The organism is Pseudomonas iranensis (genome assembly GCF_014268585.2).
GTDB classification, from domain to species: domain Bacteria; phylum Pseudomonadota; class Gammaproteobacteria; order Pseudomonadales; family Pseudomonadaceae; genus Aquipseudomonas; species Aquipseudomonas iranensis.
The window spans coordinates 544,567-561,687 of record NZ_CP077092.1 but is presented as its reverse complement, the minus strand read 5'-3'; the positions used below and the strand labels follow the sequence as shown (position 1 = coordinate 561,687).

The following is a 17,121-nucleotide window of genomic DNA, read 5'->3' as shown; positions in this document are numbered from 1 at the left end:
TAATCTCCGATTAAGAGTTGCAAGCTTCAAGCTACTAGCTGCAGGAAAGAGCCGATCGCGGTCGAGTTTCTAACTTGCAGCTTGCAGCTTACAACTTGGAGCTGGCCGCGTAGCCATCACAAAAAGCTTGAGCCTCTGCAACATCCAAAGTGCCCTCATAGATCGCGCGGCCCGTGATCGCGCCGATGATGCCCGGTGCCTTGGCGTCGAGCAGCGACTTGATATCACCCAGGTTATGGATGCCGCCGGAAGCGATCACCGGAATCCTGGTGGCAGCGGCCAGCGCAGCGGTGAACGGTACGTTGCAGCCCTGCATCATGCCGTCTTTGGCGATGTCGGTATAAACGATCGAGGACACGCCGTCGGCTTCGAACTGCTTGGCCAGGTCAATGACCTGCACGGTGCTGATTTCCGCCCAGCCGTCGGTGGCGACGAAACCGTCTTTGGCATCCAGACCGACGATAATCTTGCCCGGAAACGCACGGCAGGCTTCAGCAACGAACGCCGGATCTTTTACGGCTTTGGTGCCGATGATCACGTAGCTAACGCCGGCCTTGACGTAATGCTCGATGGTTTCCAGCGAACGGATGCCGCCACCGATCTGGATCGGCAGGGTCGGGTAGCGCTTGGCGATCGCGGTGACCACTTCGCCGTTGACCGGCTGGCCTTCGAACGCGCCGTTGAGGTCGACCAGATGCAGACGACGGCAACCGCCCTCCACCCACTTGGCAGCCATGCTCACCGGGTCATCGGAGAACACCGTGGAATCTTCCATGCGGCCCTGGCGCAGACGTACGCAGGCACCGTCTTTGAGATCGATAGCGGGAATAATCAGCATGCTTTTTCCTTCGTCAAAAGAGCGGCAAGCTGCAAGCCATAAGCTGCAAGCGCGCACGCGCGTCTATCTCTTGCAGCTTGCAGCTTGACGCTTGCCGCTGCTCTTAATTTTTTTCGAGCGCCCACAGGTCGCTTTCGATGCTTTCAAACCGTTCCTTGAGGTGGGTCTGCACATCGAAAATCGCCCTGTTGTAATAGTGCGGAGCAATCTCGCGGGTAAACAGCTCAAGAATTTCCGCCGCCTCGAACGAACCCAGATCCAGTTCGAAACGGTCTTCCATGAACCGCTGAATCTTGCGACTGGCCTCGCTCTCCTGCTCGGGAGTGAGGGTCAGAATCGGCGGTTTGGATTTCTTGACAGCCATTTACCAGCGACCGTCCCACGCAGCGAAGTTCTGCAACAGTTGCAGGCCGTGGGTATGGCTTTTCTCCGGGTGGAACTGCACGGCGAAACGCGAACCGTCGGCCAGCGCTGCAGCGAAATCGACACCGTAATGACCGCTGCCTACCACCTGCCGCGCATTGGCGGCGGCGATGTAGTAGCTGTGCACGAAGTAGAAACGCGCCAGATCCGGGATGTCATGCCACAACGGGTGACTGATGTTCTGCTTCACCTCGTTCCAGCCCATGTGAGGGACCTTCAGGTGCTCGCCGTCTTCGTGCAGATCCTTGCCGAAGAATTTCACCGCGCCCGGAAACAGGCCGATGCAGTCGACGCCGGCGTTCTCTTCGCTGGTATCGAGCAAGGCTTGCATGCCGACGCAGATGCCGAGGAACGGCCGATCCTGGCTGACCTCACGGACCAGCGAATCGAAGCCGAGGCGACGGATCTCCGCCATGCAATCGCGAATCGCGCCAACGCCCGGGAATACCACGCGGTCGGCTTCGCGAATCACGTTCGCATCGCTGGTGATCAGCACCTTGCCGGCGCCGACGTGCTCAAGAGCCTTGGCCACCGAGTGCAGATTGCCCATGCCGTAGTCGATAACTGCAACCGTCTGCATTACAGAACGCCTTTGGTCGATGGCATTTGCCCGGCCATGCGCTCGTCCAGCTCGACAGCCATGCGCAGCGCGCGGCCGAAAGCCTTGAACACGGTTTCGATCTGGTGGTGGGTGTTGGTGCCGCGCAGGTTGTCGATGTGCACGCTGACCAGCGCGTGGTTGACGAAGCCCTGGAAGAATTCCTGGAACAGGTCAACGTCGAAACCGCCGACGGTAGCGCGGGTGTACGGCACGTGCATCTGCAGGCCCGGGCGACCGGAGAAATCGATCACCACGCGCGACAGCGCTTCATCGAGCGGCACGTAGGCATGGCCGTAGCGACGGATGCCTTTTTTGTCGCCGATGGCTTTGGCGAAGGCCTGGCCGAGGGTGATACCGACGTCTTCCACCGTATGGTGGTCGTCGATATGCAGATCGCCCTTGCATTCGATATCCAGATCGATCAACCCGTGACGGGCGATCTGGTCCAGCATGTGCTCAAGAAAAGGTACACCGATATCGAATCGGGCCTTTCCGGTGCCATCAAGGTTGATCGAGGCTTTGATCTGGGTTTCCAGAGTGTCGCGCTCGACAGACGCCTTACGTTCGGCCATCACCAGCTCCGCAAAATCATTGGGCGAAAAAGGCAGCCATTATAGGCACGCAGGAGGCAAACAGAAACACGAGAGGTGAGATGCCTGACGGATAGAACGCCCGGCTGTCGCGGGTAGACATGTCCATACAAGCCATTACAGGCATGCCATAAACAAATGTGGGAGCGAGCCTGCTCGCGAATGCGGTACGCCAGCCAACATTGATGTCGACTGGTGCTCCGTCTTCGCGAGCAGGCTCGCTCCCACAGGTTCGGTGTTTATTCAGCTAACACCTTAGTGAAACAGTACCGCCGTCTTCTGCAGGGTCACCCACACACCCCACGCCAACGGAATACCCACCACCAGCCAGGCAGCGATCGCCAGAGGCTTGGTGCCCGGCGCCGCTTTCCACTCCAGAACGGTGCTGGCATCGGCACCCTTGTCGTGGCCCAGCGCCTGTTCGGCGGCCAGTTCGGCGTCGGTCATGAAGTACTTGTCGGCCACCGGGCGCACCATCAGGTTGCACAGGAAGCCCAACACCAGCAGGCCGGCGAGGATGTACAGGGTGATGTCGTAAGCGGCAGCGCGTTCAACGCCGATGCTCAACTGATATTCACGCAGGTAGTTCACCAGCACCGGACCGAGCACGCCGGCAGCGGCCCAGGCAGTCAGCAGACGACCGTGGATCGCGCCAACCATCTGCGTACCGAACAGGTCGGCCAGATACGCCGGAACGGTGGCGAAACCACCGCCGTACATCGACAGGATGATGCAGAACGCCGCCACGAACAGCGCAACGTTGCCCAGATGGCCCATGTTCGGAATCAGCGCGTACAGGGCAAAACCCAGCGCGAAGAACACGAAGTAGGTGTTCTTGCGGCCCAGGTAGTCGGAGAACGAGGCCCAGAAGAAGCGACCACCGATGTTGAACAGGCTCAGCAGACCGGTGAAGCCCGCTGCGATCGCCGCGATCGAGGCCAGTTGGCCAGCGTCGAGCTGACCAAACGGCACATCAACGCCCAGCAGTTTGCCGCCGAACACTTCCTGCAACAGTGGCGAAGCCATGCCGAGGATACCGATACCCGCCGACACGTTCAGGCACAGCACCAGCCAGACCAGACGGAATTGCGGAGTTTTCCACGCTACATTCACGTGAACGTGACGGTTGGTGATCATCGCGTTGGAAGCTTTCTTCGCCGGAGCGGTCCAGCCTTCAGGTTTCCAGCCGGTTGGCGGCACGCGGTAGGACAGTGCGCCACCGATCATGAACACGAAGTAAATGGCCGCCATGGCCACGAAGCTCTGCCATACGCCCACGCCTTCTGGCGAAGCGAAGTGGCTCATCAGTGCCGTCGCCAATGGTGCGCCGACCATCGCGCCGCCACCGAAGCCCATGATCGCCATGCCGGTCGCCATACCGCGCTTGTCCGGGAACCACTTGATCAGGGTCGACACCGGTGAGATATAGCCCAGGCCCAGACCGATACCGCCGATCACGCCGGAGCCGATCCACATCAGCCAGATCTGGTGCGTATAGATACCCAGCGCGGAAATCAGCAGACCGCCACACCAGCACAAGGCCGATACAACGCCAGCCTTGCGTGGACCGGCGTGTTCCAGCCAGCCGCCCCAGATCGCTGCCGAGCAGCCGAGGAAGATGAAGAACAGCGTGTAGATCCAGCCGAGCATGGAGATCGGCCAGTCGCAGTTCGACGAAAATACCTGTGCGATGAAGCTCATGTCCGGCGCGCAAGCCACCGGCGCGGTAACGCCGAGTGCCTTGGACAGCGGCAACCAGAACACCGAGAAGCCGTAGGCCATGCCGATGCACAGGTGAATGGCCAAAGCGGCCGGTGGAACCAGCCAGCGGTTGAAACCGGGCTTGGCGATGATGCGTTCCTTGGACAGGAACGCAGGCTGGTCGGCTTTGAGGCCGTCCGCCGTGATGCTCGTGCTCATTGTGTATCCCCCAATTGTTAGTATGGTTCGCCAGCCACTGCTCACCCTCGGCCTTATGCACGCAGGCATGACCGTTTTTTCAGGTGAAGCTCCTTGAAGGCGCGACGTTAAGTCGCAGACGGGCGGACGAACTGGCGAAGGTTACCATTCTCAGGTGACAGAAAAACCAAACTGATATCACCTTTTTTCAAGTCATCTGTTCTCGTACGACTCGGGAAGCCGCGAACCCCGCGTCTGCAAAGGCACCACGACGTTTGCTACTTGTCCCATTTGTGCGTGCGAAAAGTTACCTGTCGCGTTGGAATGGCTGAACCGCCGGTGAACCAAGCGCAGAAAATGGCATCGCAAACGGGGGCCGAATTGCGCTTTCTGGTGCCCGCCGGGCATCCTCAAGCGCAGGGACCAATAGCAAACTTGCAGGTACCGTTACCGACCCTCGGCGGATGACGCCACACCGAACCGGGTGCTCGCAGCGCTATACTCCCCGGCCATATGACCAATTCGACTAACTACAAGGACTCGCCCATGAAAGCGTTCGGCAAAATCCTGGGTCTGGTACTTCTCGGGCTGTTGCTGATCATTGTGGCGGCAGGCTTTGCCCTGACCCACCTCTTCGATCCCAACGATTATAAAGACGAGATCCGCCAGATTGCCCTCGACAAGGCCCACATCGAGCTGACGCTCAATGGCGATATCGGCTGGAGCCTGTTCCCGTGGCTCGGCCTGGAATTGCACGAAGCCAGCGTCGCCACCCTGGCCAAACCTGCCGAACCGTTTGCCGACTTGCAGATGCTCGGCCTGTCCGTGCGCGTGCTGCCGCTGTTGCGCCGCGAAGTGCAGATGAGTGACGTGCGCGTCGAAGGCCTCAACCTGCGCCTGAACCGCGACAAGAACGGCCACGGCAACTGGGAAGACATCGGCAAGGTGCCTGTGGCGCCGGGCTCGACGCCACCCGCCACACCGGGCGCGACCGCCAGCGAGCCGACCGTCGCCGTGGAAAAACCGGCGCAACCGATCCGCCTCGACATCGACAGCCTGACCGTCAACAACGCCCGCGTTGAATACACCGATGAGCTGACCGGCAAGCAGTTCAGTGCCGAAAGCATTCAGTTGAGCACCGGCCCGGTACACGATTCGACCAATATCCCGGTGAAAGCCACCGCGTTCCTTGGCACCAACCAACCGGTACTGCGCGTGCGCACCGAGCTCAACGGCGAGCTGCGCTTCGAGCGCGCCTTGCAGCGTTACAAGTTCGAAGACCTGAAGCTAACCGGCGAGCTCGCTGGCGATCCGCTGCAAGGCAAGACCATGACCTTCTCCGCTCAAGGTCAGTTGCTGCTGGACAAGGCAGCGAACGTCGCCGAATGGACCGGCATCAAGATTTCCGCCAACCAGTTGCGCGCATTGGGCGAGCTGAAAGCCAACGACCTCGACAAGACGCCACAGATCAGCGGCGGCATTTCCATTGCCCAGTTCGATCTGGCGAAATTCGTCGACAGCATCGGCCAGACACTGCCGGCGATGGGCGAAGGCAGCCTGAGCAAGGTCGAACTGGTCAGCCGCGTTGCTGCCACTCCGACCAGCCTGTCGTTCGACAACATCAACCTGAAACTCGATGACAGCAGCTTCAGCGGCCGCATCGCCATCGAGGACTTCGCCAAACAGTCGCTGCGCGCGATTCTCAAGGCCGACACGTTCAACGTCGACCGCTACCTGCCACCGAAATCGGCCCAGGCTAACAACGCCACGCAAACCCGTCAGGCCGAAGTCGCCAGCACCGAGGCCGGCGCCGTCGCGGGTACCACGCCGCTGCCGGACAAACCGAGCAAAACCGCCTGGAGCACCGAGCGTCTGCTGCCGGTCGAACGCCTGGCCAAACTCGACGTGGACGCCGATCTGACTTTCGGCCAACTGACCCTCGACAAACTGCCGATCCAGAACGCCGCGCTCAAAGCCACCGGCCAGGGCGGCCTGCTGACGCTGACTAACCTGAGCGGTGATCTGTACAACGGCGGCTTCGTCGCCAACGGCACACTCGACGTGCGCCCAAGCGCGCCGGTGCTCAACCTGCAGACCCGGCTCAACCGCGTGCCGGCGGAAAAAATCATCGAAAGCCAAGGCAAGAATCCGCCGGTCAAAGGTCTGGTAACGCTGACCAGCAGCCTCACCGGCAGCGGCAACAGCCAGCAGGCGCTGATCGACACGCTCAACGGCAACGCCAGTTTCGTCATCAACAACGGCGTGCTGCTCAACGCCAATCTTGAACAGCAATTGTGCAAAGGCATCGCCACCCTCAATCGCAAATCCCTCAGCGGCGAGCCACGGGGCAAGGACACACCATTCGAGGAGCTCAAGGGCAACCTGACTGTACGTAACGGCGTCGCCAGCAACCCCGACCTGAAAGTGCGCATCCCCGGCATGACCGTCAACGGTGACGGCGACATCGACCTGCGCGTTTTGGGTATGGATTACCGCGTCGGCATCATCGTCGAGGGCGACACCAGCGCCATGCCCGACCCGGCCTGTCAGGTCGGCGAGAAGTTCGTCGGCATCGAGTGGCCACTGCGCTGCCGTGGCCCGCTGGAACTGGGCGCCAAGGCCTGCCGCGTCGACAATGACCGTCTCGGTCAGGTCGCCAGCAAGATGGCTGGCAACAAGCTCAGCGAGAAAATCAACGAAAAACTGGGCGATAAAGTCAGCCCGGAATTGAAAGACGCGTTGAAGGGGCTGTTCAAGCGATGACAGCAGAGCAATTTTCCACGGCGGTGCTGGAGTGGTTCGACCGCCATGGCCGCCACGATTTGCCGTGGCAGCAGGACATCAATCCATATCGGGTCTGGGTGTCCGAGATCATGTTGCAGCAGACTCAGGTCAGCACCGTGCTCAACTATTTCGAGCGTTTCATGGCGGCGCTGCCAACAGTCGAAGCGCTGGCCGCAGCGCCGGAAGACGAGGTGCTGCACCTGTGGACCGGGCTGGGTTACTACACTCGCGCACGCAACCTGCAGAAGACCGCGAAGATCGTCGTCAGCCAGTACGCTGGCGAATTCCCGCGCGACGTGGAAAAACTCACCGAGCTGCCGGGCATCGGCCTGTCCACCGCCGGGGCGATCGCCAGCATCAGCATGGGCCTGCGCGCGCCGATCCTCGATGGCAACGTCAAACGCGTGCTGGCGCGCTTCACCGCGCAAGAGGGCTACCCCGGCGAACCGAAGGTGGCCAAACAACTCTGGGCCAACGCCGAGCGCTTCACCCCGCACGATCGGGTCAACGCCTACACCCAGGCGATGATGGATCTTGGCGCCACACTCTGCACGCGCAGCAAGCCGAGCTGTCTGCTGTGCCCGCTCAAGCGTGGCTGTGAAGCGCACATGCTTGGCCTGGAAACCCGTTATCCGATTCCCAAGCCGCGCAAGGCCATCCCGCAGAAACGCACGCTGATGCCAATGCTGGCCAACGGCGAAGGTGCGATTCTGCTTTATCGCCGCCCGTCGACGGGACTGTGGGGCGGTTTGTGGAGCCTGCCGGAACTGGACGACCTGGAAGATCTGCAACATCTGGCCGATCAGCACTCGCTGACCATGGGCCAGCAGCAGGCGCTGCCGAGCCTGGTTCACACCTTCAGCCATTTCCAGTTGTCCATTGAACCGTGGCTGGTTCAGGTACAGGAAGCCAGCCATCACGTGGCCGAGGCCGACTGGCTCTGGTATAACCTCGCCACCCCGCCGCGCCTGGGCCTTGCTGCCCCGGTCAAGACCTTGCTCGAACGCGCGGCTGCCGTCTTGAATGCAGGAGAATCGCCATGACCCGCACCGTAATGTGCCGCAAGTACAAAGAAGAACTGCCCGCGCTGGAACGCGCCCCGTTCCCGGGTGCCAAGGGCCAGGACATTTTCGACCACGTCTCGGCCAAGGCCTGGGCCGACTGGCAGAAACACCAGACCCTGCTGATCAACGAAAAGCGTCTGAACATGATGAACGCCGAAGATCGCAAATACCTGCAGGGCGAAATGGACAAGTACTTCTCCGGCGAGGAATACGCCAAGGCCGAAGGCTACGTGCCGCCAGCCGAATAACCCGCAGATTTCGTAAGCGACGGAATTAATTTAAGAAATTTTCAAAAAGTCGTTGACGTAAATCCGAAAAACCCTTTTAATGCGCCCCGTTGCCCAGATAGCTCAGTCGGTAGAGCAGGGGATTGAAAATCCCCGTGTCGGCGGTTCGATTCCGTCTCTGGGCACCAAATACCGAAAACCCTGAATCGCAAGATTCAGGGTTTTTTTATGCCTGCGATTTGATGTCCGTAGGAAAATACCTGACATCTGGTTGGTCTCTGCATACCTGACATTCGCTACCGAGATACCGGCATGCTATAGATGATGGGATAACCCGTCGGTTGCGACACAACCTGTACGGATGTACAGTTGCAGCCGTCAGGTGGAGATGGAATGTGCCGTTCGGAAGAACCGGATGATTTTGTGCTTGACTAACCTATTACCGAGCCGATAATTCGGCACCATTTTCAGCATGTCCCTATGGATTGGGGAAAGGGGTTTAATTGTGATCTTCAGCGAACAAAAAGTAGCCCAAATGGCGGCTTACTTTTTGCAAAAACGCGGCGGACGCATGGCCTACATAAAACTCATGAAGCTGCTGTACCTAGCGGATCGTGAGTCGATGGATCGCTATAGCTCCCCCATTTCGCACGATTCGCATGTCTCAATGGCGCAGGGACCTGTCCTCTCTGCAACGCTTAATCTCATCACTGGTCAAATTCAGTCGCCTATCTGGCGAAGCTGGGTCACCTCCGAAGCCCAATTCGAAGTCTCTTTGACCCGTGGCCCGACTGACATTGAAGAACTGGACGAGTTGTCCGATGCAGACATTGAGATCATGGATCATGTCTGGGATCAGTTTGGGCGAATGAAGCGCTGGGAGCTGGTGGATTACACTCATGACCACCTGCCGGAATGGATCGACCCAGGACGTTCCTCTACTCCCATCAATCCTCGAGCAGTGTTCAGGGCGCTAGGCAAGGACGAGAATCAGGCGGAAGCGCTGGCTCGAGAATTGTTTGAGCGTAAAAGTCTAGGAAGGGCCGTTTCTGAGTTGATCTGATGCCAGGGAATATTCTAAGGAAAGGAACTCTACTGATACTCAGCGGCCCGGCTAACCACCTTCACATCGTGATGAACAACCCTGTTTATTCACATGAACATGGATACGACGGTGTTTTGGCTGTAAACATTTCCTCAATCAAGCTTGGGATTTACCATGATCCTTCATGCATTTTGACTACGGAATGTCACCCTTATGTACGGTGGGACAGCTGGGTAGTCTACAAAGAGGCCGCCGTCTTTGACGCATCTCGGCTTGATCTGAAAGTGGACGCTGGGGAAATCGTAGCTCATCACCCCGTAAGTGACGATTTGTATGAACGAATTCGATCCGGGTTCGATGTCTCCATACACCTCCCAAGAAAGATCGGCAGATTCATTCGTCATAATCATCTCTAAAAACATACGCGTTGGGCACCAAATACCGAAAACCCTGAATCGCAAGATTCAGGGTTTTTTTAAGCCTGCGATTTGATCCCCCTCCCCTCTTCCACCTTCGATACACCCCTGGATTCCAGCTGTACTGGAAAATACCAGAAATCTGTATCTCTCCCCGTAGATGGCGTTTCGCCAATACTTCACGCAAGCCTTGGCGAGCCAATGAATGGCTCTACTTTGCGCCCCGCAACACTCTGGACTTCTGTAGCCCTCAGAGCGCAAAACTGATTTTTTGAATCGATCGGCGTCGCCCGCAAGGTCACTTCCTGTCCCAGCAAAAAAATCTGAACCCAACCCACAGGCGAACTGCAGTTAGTGCCAGGCCTACAAACTCAAGGAGGCGTATCGCTTCATCGAAGAGCACGTTGACCTCAATGGCCCGATCACCGTCGGCCACATCGCCCTGGCGACCGCGCTGGACTGGATCGCTTTCCGTCAACTCTCGGACTTCTCGGCGCAGGCACGCCTGAGCGAGTGGTATCAGACGTTCTGCCAGCGCGCGTCCATGCGGGCGACCGAGTACAGCGGACAGACGCACGATTAAGCCAAGGAAACCGCTATGAGCTCTCTCTTGCTGCAAATGTCACCCATCGCGCTGGTGATCGCGCTGATTCTGATCGTCCGGCGTCCGCCGGTACAGGCGGCGTTGGCCGGTGTGGTGCTGGTGCTGGTGCTGTGGGCACTGGGCGCTGCCGGGCCGGTGTCGGCGGCGATCTCCTCGGCGATTTTGCAAGACACCACGATCCTGTTTCTCAGCACTGCGTGCGTCATCGTCCCAGGGCTGGCCTTCGTCATTCTGGTCGAGCGCGGCGGCGCGCCACAGGCCATCGGCGCGTGGGTCAAGGAACTCGGCTGGACACCGCCGGCGCAGGTGATCTTCATCGTGCTGGGCTTGGCACCGCTGCTGGAAGCGATGACCGGCTTCGGCGTTTCGCTGATCGCCACGGTGCCGCTGCTGATGGGGCTTTTCACTCGCCAGTCGGGGATGAAAATCGCCCTCGCCGGCATGGTCATCATGCCGTGGGGCACGCTGGGTCTGGCGACGGTGATCGGTGCCTTGCTGGCACATTTGCCGGCGCAAACCCTCGGTAGCCATTCAGCGCTGATCAGCGCGCCGGTGTTCCTCTGCCTGGCGTCGCTGGCCTTGTGGCAGGCCGGCATCCGCTGGATCACAGCGTGGCTGGGGCTGCTTGTCGTGACGGCCCTGTTCGTTGCCGTGCTGTTTGGCGTCAACCTGTGGCTCGGCCCGGAAGTTTCCGGTGTGCTGGCCGGGCTGGCCGTGGCTTGCGTTGGCCTGGGCATCTCCTGGGCGCAACGGAAAAAACTGGTGCGCTGGCCGAGCGCGGCATGGCCTTATCTGGCCTTGCTGGGAGTGATTGTGGCGTCGCGCGGACTGTTCGTGCTGTCGGGCTGGGATGGCCTGTGGGTCGTCAGGGGCGAACACGTCTCATGGAAGCCGCTGGCGTCTCCAGGGCTGGCGCTGCTGATCGTGACCGTGCTGATGGCGTTCAGGCAGACCGCGGGCGCGGGCTTCCCGTGGCAAGCCCTGTTCAACCGGGCGAAGTTTCCGGTCACGACAATCTTCCTGTTCCTGCTGCTGTCACAGGTGATGGTCAACGCCGGATTCCTTGTCGAGGCGCAAAGCGCGTTGCAATCCATGTCGGGGATTTCGCTGGCGCCGACGATCGCTCTGCTGGCGGGAATTGCCGGTTATGTCACCGGCTCCAACGTCGGCGGCAACACGCTGGTGATGCCGTCCATTGCCGCGCTGAGCAGCGAACACGGGGCGTGGCTGGCGGCAATGGTCAACAGCGCCGCCGGCCATGGCGCACTCGGTTCGCTGTCGATCCTGTCGTTGATCACCGGACTTGCCGGCGCCAACCGCCAGGAAGAAAACAGCCTGATCCGCTTCGCCTTCGGTCTGGTGGCGCTGAACATCGTCATAGTTGCTGCAACGGGGATCGTTTTGCTCTACTTTCTGTGAATTGTTTCGAATCATCACAGAGAACTTATGGACAGGTTTGATTTGCCGGACAAGCGCTGGCGGATAGTCAAGGACTGGATTATTCGCCAGATCGACAGCGGTGACCTGGCGGCCGAAGCGAAACTGCCGTCAATCCGCGTTCTGGCGCGGATGTTCGAGACCAGCATCACCACGGTGCAGCGGGCGCTGGCCGATCTCGAGGCCGACGCCTACGTCACGACGGTGCCGCGCGTCGGCTACTTCGTCTCGGCGTCAGGACGGGCAAAACCGTCCGGCGCTTTCGACTTTTCCAGTGTCACCGTCAACGTCAATCATGCGGTGGTCGCGATGCTCTCCGAAGCAGCGTCGCGCACCACTGCATCGCTGAATTCGGCGGTTCTGCACAGCGATCTCACGCCCAATGTGTTGCTCAACAAATGTCTGTCGGTGCTGGCCGCCAAGGCCGATAACGCACTCAGCGGTCTGGTTGCGCCACCCGGCCTGCCGGCGCTGAGGCGGCGCATTGCCGGGCTGATGCTGACCCGCGGTGTAGTCTGCGGGCCGGACGATATTCTGGTGACCTCGGGCGACACCATCGCTCTGGAACTGGCCCTCGAAGCCGTCGCGTCGAAAGGCGCTACAGTCGCCATCGAAACCCCGACTTATTACGGCATCCTGCAGACCATCGAACGCCTGGGCATGCGCGCCTTGCCGATCCGCACCCACGGCCGCACGGGCCTGGATGTCGATCATCTGGAAGAAGCGCTGAAACAGAAAAAAGTCGCGGTGATCTTTCTCAACCCGACGCTGCAGAATCCTCGCGGCTTCATCATGCCCGACGAAGCGCGCGCGCGACTTTCAAGGCTCGCCCGCGAAGCGGATGTGCCGATCATCGAAGACGACATCTTCTTTGACCTGGTGCCCGAAGCTGATCGGCCGCGCGCCCTCAAGAGCTACGACAGCAGCGGCCAGACGATCTATTGCTCGTCGTTTTCGAAAACCATCGCGCCGGGTTATCGCGTCGGCTGGTGTCTGGCCGGCAAATACCGCAATGCCATCCTCGCGCAAATGTTTTCGCGCAACCTCGCCGTTTCCAGCCTGGCGCAAAATGTTCTCAACGAATTCATCGGCCGCGGCTACATGGACGAGCACTGCGCCAGATTGAGGTCGCAACTCTCTTCGCTGGCGAGTTTCGTCGAAGCGCTGGTACGCACGGATTTCCCTGCCGCAACCCGCTACGTCCCACCGCGCGGCGGCTTCATCCACTGGATCGAAATGCCCGCAAACACCGACATGCTGGCATTGCAGCAACTGGCCACGGAGCGTGGTTGCCACGTGGCTGGCAGCGGGATTTTTTTCGCTGATGGCCAGGCTTCCACAGGCGTGCGCATCTGCCTCGGCACCGCGCTGACCCCGGCGGTGATCGGCATTCTCAAGGTGATCGCTGAATGCGCCCACCTTGCCGCACGCCCGACGAGCCCGCGGCAGATGCCGACTGAACAGCTGCAAGAGCTGGCAGTTTCCTGACCGGCTTGCGCGAGCCCTGCTTATGAATCAGAAAAGAACCCGTATTCGCTTGCCGCATCCCCCGCCGTATCGCCCGAGCCGCTGGACATTCTGGCTGACAGTGCTCGCTGGAGTGCTGATCGCGTTTGCCGTATGCCTTTCGATCTACATGCTCTTCGAAAGCTGGGGCAGCGGTTCCATCACCACCAACAATCATGGACCGCGCAGCACCTACACCTTGGCACTGCAACCTCGGCGATACTGGTTCGAGTTCGTTTGGCAGAGCTTCTGGACCGCGTTCATGTTGGCCATCGGTGTGTTTGGGCTGTGGATTTATCGCAAAGGACGGGTGCGTGAGCAGAGGCCGAAGGGCAAGCGCTCGCGATGATGCAACTGGGGCGATTTTTTGAAGCAGCCTCTTACCTGCCTGTTCTTTCATTCCAGCGCAACACCAGATCGCTCACCGCAGCGCTGCCAACTCTGCGGCGATTGACTGGGCAAAAGTACGAAATGGACTACGGACATTTACCCTGTTACGCGCCTTCCGGTGGCAATGTCCTGCAACGCCTGTCCCGTCCTTCCTTCCGAACTCGCAGGTTCGCCCGACATACCTGCGCCGCCTTCCCCGGCATGCTTGCGTCTCTGTTTCCAGAATGCGGAAGACCCGATGAGCCAGCTCAAACCTGCTGATACGCAAGACCATAAAATCGATTCACTGCTGGGCGAACTGGGCGAGCTGATTCGCCAGGCGCGGCAAAAAGTGCTACGCGCGGTCGATACGATCCAGGTGCAGACTTGTTGGCAAATAGGCCGGCATATCGTCAATTTCGAACAGAAAGGCGCTCATCGTGCGGGTTATGGCCAGCAGTTGCTCGCGCTGCTGGCGAAGGATCTAACGGGGAAATTCGGGAAGGGATTTGATGAGCGCAATCTGCGATATATGCGCAGCTTTTATCAGTCTTTTCCAATTTGGAACGCAGTGCGTTCCGAATTGAGCTGGACCCATTACCGCCGCCTGCTACGCGTCGAGAACGAGAAAGCGCGCCTGTGGTACATGAACGAATGCGCCGACCTCAACTGGTCAAGCCGCGCCCTTGATCGTCAGATCCTGACGCTCTACTACGAGCGCCTGCTGATGAGTCAGGACAAAGCCGAGGTGGCCGAGGAAGCCACGACCAACATCGACGCGATGAAATGCAATCCGCGGGAATTCATTCGCGATCCGGTCATGCTCGAATTCCTCGGCCTGCCCTCGGCAGGCAAAGTCAGGGAAAGCGGACTCGAACAAGCCCTCATCGATCACTTGCAAAGCTTTCTGCTTGAAATTGGCAAAGGCTTTTCCTTTGTCGCCCGCCAACAACGCATCAGCACTGACGGCGTCGACCTCTATATCGATCTGGTGTTCTACAACTACCTGCTCAAGTGCTTCGTGATCATCGACCTGAAACGCGGCAAGCTCAGCGCCCGCGATGTCGGGCAGATGGACATGTATGTGCGCATGTACGACGAGCTCAAGCGCAGCGAAGGTGACAAGCCAACCGTCGGTATCATTCTGAGCGCGGAAAGCAATGACTCGGTGGCGCGCTATTCCATGCTCAAAGGCAATGAGCAACTGTTCGCCAGCAGCTACAAGACGATACTGCCGAGCGAAGAAGAGTTACGTGCTGAACTAAACCGCGAACAGGCGTTGATCGAAGAACGCATGCTCATTCAATCCAGTGAATGAACCGGCCGGATTGTTCTTGATCAGCGCGGCGACTATGGTTGGCACCTAACCGCCGAGGTCAAGCACCATGAGCTGTCAGCAGACATCCGATGTGGGCGACCCAGAGTTGAGCCAAGCAGCTTTGACTGTAACTAAAGCTACGCCCTTCAAGGAAACCGCAGCCGACGGCTACGCACTCGGCGGCTTCACCTGGCGCCACAGTTCGCCCGCTCCACAGCGCCCGGTGGTCATCATCAGCGCCGCCACCTCGGTGCGCTGTCGGCACTATTCACGGTTCGCGGCCTACCTGTTCAGCCATGGCTGCGATGTGATGACCTACGATTACCGGGGCATTGGCGAATCACGCAGTGAATCGATCAAAGGGCTGCGCGCTTCGTGGACTGACTGGGGCGCTCTGGATTTCGAAGCGATGCTCAAACGCGCGCAGCGGGAGTTTCCCGGTCAGCCAATCGATGTGGTCGCCCACAGTTTCGGCGGCTGCGCGGCAGGCCTGGCAGCGTCGGGCACGGTCATCCGACGGCTGGTTACCGTCGGGGCGCAGTTCGCTTACTGGCGCGATTACGCCCCTGAACAGCGCTGGCGGATGTTCGGCAAGTGGCATGTGGTCATGCCTTTGATGGCGCTGCTCTGCGGCTATTTCCCCGGCAAACGGCTAGGTTGGCTGGAGGACACGCCAACCGCCGTAGTCCGCGACTGGAGCACGCCCACCGCACGTTACGAGCAACGCCCAAGCGGTCGCGCACTGATGAAAAAGGCGGGCGCCCTGCCCTTCGATGGCGTCCGCGCGCAGACCCTCGCCATCAGCCTCAGCGATGATCCTTACGGAACGATCCCGGCGATCGAACGCCTGCTCGGCTACTTCAGCAACGCGGCAAAAACCCATCTGCGCATTGCGCCGCAGGACATCGGCGAACGACAAGTCGGACATTTCGGCTTTTTTCGCAGCGCATACCAAGCCACACTATGGCCCATTGCTCTGACCTGGCTGCAGACCGGCGCACTGGCCGCCGATACACCCGGCCGACAAGTGCCACGCAGCTGAGCCCCTCTCAACGCACGACGGAACACATCATGGCCTCCGCCAACAAGCAGCAAAAACGCGCCACCCGGGCCAAAGCCAAGGCCAAGCAGAACCGCACCAAGCGTGCCGAAGCGCCGGTCGAGCTGGACCCGAACGACGACCGCATCGATTTCGAATCGGTGGACCTGACCGAGCTGTTCAAGAAAATGATCGACGCCGAGAAGATCAGCCAACAGGCCATGTGCACCGCGTTCCTTGAAGATCCGCTGCTGGAACTGGTCTATGAGCAGGAAGGTGAAGAAGGCGCGATGGATTTCATCCTCGCCGCGCTGATCGAGTATCGCCAGTGGTCGCAGGAAACCGACGAGGCCGGCGCGCTGGCGTGGATCGAATCCCCGGCATTCCAGGCTGACTATGTAGCGGCATCCGACGCGATCGCTGCACAAACCCAACAGAAGAACTGAGCTCCCATGGCATCCCTGAACAAGCAACAGAAACGCGCCAAACGCGCCAAGGCCAAAGCCAAGCAGATCCGCATGGTCGGGCGCAAACCGCTGGATCAGGACGAAGACCTCGGCCACCTCGCCGAGCCGATCCCGGAATACACCCTGGCGATGTTCAGTAAAATGCGCGACGCCGAAGCCGTCAGCCGCAACGAAATGCTGCTGACCCTGCTGCGCGAACTGGCCTTCATCATCGTCGACCATCCTGAACTGCTCGACATGGAAAACGCCGACAACGAAGGCATGGCCGCCACGCACCTCGCCGCCGACATGCTGATCGACTACCGCATGTGGGCCGACGGCATGACCATCGAACAAGCCCAGGCCTGGCTTAGCGAGCCGCAGTTCATTACGGATTTCGGGGTGGCGCTGGATGCTTATGGCAAGTCGGTAGAGCCCCAGGAAGACAAGAGCGAATAAGCCCTTCTCAGAAACAAAAAACGGCCGCTAGTCATCCCTGACAGCGGCCGTTTTTG

The 17,121-nt window shown here is 59.6% G+C and carries 16 protein-coding genes and 1 tRNA gene; 12 read left to right on the top strand and 5 right to left on the bottom strand.

What is annotated here, in order from left to right:
- Window positions 1-88 precede the first annotated feature (88 nt).
- The 5 genes from hisA to HU724_RS02505 all read right to left on the bottom strand — a co-directional run bounded on the left by hisA (window position 89) and on the right by HU724_RS02505 (window position 4,372).
- Window positions 89-838: a 1-(5-phosphoribosyl)-5-[(5-phosphoribosylamino)methylideneamino]imidazole-4-carboxamide isomerase gene (hisA, locus tag HU724_RS02525; RefSeq protein WP_076565146.1), complete on the bottom strand. Its 750-nt coding sequence runs from the start codon at window positions 836-838 to the stop codon at window positions 89-91.
- Between the two features lie 103 nt (window positions 839-941).
- Window positions 942-1,202 carry a DUF2164 domain-containing protein gene (locus HU724_RS02520; protein ID WP_016772123.1) on the bottom strand — a complete coding sequence of 87 codons (261 nt, stop codon included), beginning with the start codon at window positions 1,200-1,202 and terminating at the stop codon, window positions 942-944.
- Window positions 1,203-1,841, bottom strand: coding sequence for an imidazole glycerol phosphate synthase subunit HisH (gene hisH, locus HU724_RS02515; protein WP_016772124.1), 639 nt, complete (start codon window positions 1,839-1,841; stop codon window positions 1,203-1,205).
- A complete protein-coding gene (hisB, locus tag HU724_RS02510; RefSeq protein WP_016772125.1) occupies window positions 1,841-2,434 on the bottom strand; it encodes an imidazoleglycerol-phosphate dehydratase HisB in 594 nt (197 codons plus the stop codon). Before hisB ends, hisH begins: the two co-directional genes overlap by 1 nt.
- A gap of 273 nt (window positions 2,435-2,707) precedes the next feature.
- Window positions 2,708-4,372: an OFA family MFS transporter gene (locus HU724_RS02505; RefSeq protein WP_016772126.1), complete on the bottom strand. Its 1,665-nt coding sequence runs from the start codon at window positions 4,370-4,372 to the stop codon at window positions 2,708-2,710.
- A gap of 525 nt (window positions 4,373-4,897) precedes the next feature.
- Between HU724_RS02505 and HU724_RS02500 the strand changes: the two genes are divergently transcribed.
- The 12 genes from HU724_RS02500 (at window position 4,898) to HU724_RS02445 (ending at window position 17,065) form a co-directional block, all read left to right on the top strand.
- Window positions 4,898-7,114 carry an AsmA family protein gene (locus HU724_RS02500; RefSeq protein ID WP_186568596.1) on the top strand — a complete coding sequence of 739 codons (2,217 nt, stop codon included), beginning with the start codon at window positions 4,898-4,900 and terminating at the stop codon, window positions 7,112-7,114.
- Window positions 7,111-8,178 (top strand): A/G-specific adenine glycosylase, encoded by a 1,068-nt coding sequence (mutY, locus tag HU724_RS02495; RefSeq protein WP_039756580.1) that lies wholly within the window; start codon window positions 7,111-7,113, stop codon window positions 8,176-8,178. The genes HU724_RS02500 and mutY overlap by 4 nt, the downstream gene beginning before the upstream one ends.
- The gene (locus HU724_RS02490; RefSeq protein WP_016772129.1) at window positions 8,175-8,447 is read left to right on the top strand and encodes an oxidative damage protection protein; all 273 of its coding nucleotides are present in this window, start codon (window positions 8,175-8,177) and stop codon (window positions 8,445-8,447) included. The genes mutY and HU724_RS02490 overlap by 4 nt, the downstream gene beginning before the upstream one ends.
- Window positions 8,448-8,538: 91 nt before the next feature.
- A tRNA-Phe gene (locus HU724_RS02485) sits at window positions 8,539-8,614 on the top strand.
- Window positions 8,615-8,931: 317 nt separating this feature from the next.
- A complete protein-coding gene (locus tag HU724_RS02480) occupies window positions 8,932-9,489 on the top strand; it encodes a Panacea domain-containing protein (protein ID WP_225927658.1) in 558 nt (185 codons plus the stop codon).
- A gap of 996 nt (window positions 9,490-10,485) precedes the next feature.
- On the top strand, window positions 10,486-11,910 hold the full coding sequence (locus tag HU724_RS02475) for an L-lactate permease (RefSeq protein WP_186568594.1): 1,425 nt from the start codon (window positions 10,486-10,488) through the stop codon (window positions 11,908-11,910).
- Window positions 11,911-11,937: 27 nt separating this feature from the next.
- The gene (locus HU724_RS02470) at window positions 11,938-13,416 is read left to right on the top strand and encodes an aminotransferase-like domain-containing protein (RefSeq protein ID WP_186568592.1); all 1,479 of its coding nucleotides are present in this window, start codon (window positions 11,938-11,940) and stop codon (window positions 13,414-13,416) included.
- A 22-nt stretch (window positions 13,417-13,438) separates the two neighbouring features.
- The gene (locus HU724_RS02465; protein ID WP_186568591.1) at window positions 13,439-13,783 is read left to right on the top strand and encodes a hypothetical protein; all 345 of its coding nucleotides are present in this window, start codon (window positions 13,439-13,441) and stop codon (window positions 13,781-13,783) included.
- A gap of 279 nt (window positions 13,784-14,062) precedes the next feature.
- Window positions 14,063-15,121, top strand: a complete 1,059-nt coding sequence (locus HU724_RS02460) for a PDDEXK nuclease domain-containing protein (RefSeq protein ID WP_186568648.1) — start codon at window positions 14,063-14,065, stop codon at window positions 15,119-15,121.
- Between the two features lie 67 nt (window positions 15,122-15,188).
- On the top strand, window positions 15,189-16,163 hold the full coding sequence (locus HU724_RS02455) for an alpha/beta hydrolase family protein (RefSeq protein WP_186568589.1): 975 nt from the start codon (window positions 15,189-15,191) through the stop codon (window positions 16,161-16,163).
- Window positions 16,164-16,192: 29 nt separating this feature from the next.
- Entirely contained in the window at window positions 16,193-16,606 is a 414-nt protein-coding gene (locus HU724_RS02450; RefSeq protein WP_016772137.1) for a hypothetical protein, read from the top strand.
- Window positions 16,607-16,612: 6 nt separating this feature from the next.
- Window positions 16,613-17,065: a hypothetical protein gene (locus HU724_RS02445; RefSeq protein ID WP_016772138.1), complete on the top strand. Its 453-nt coding sequence runs from the start codon at window positions 16,613-16,615 to the stop codon at window positions 17,063-17,065.
- Window positions 17,066-17,121 lie beyond the last annotated feature (56 nt).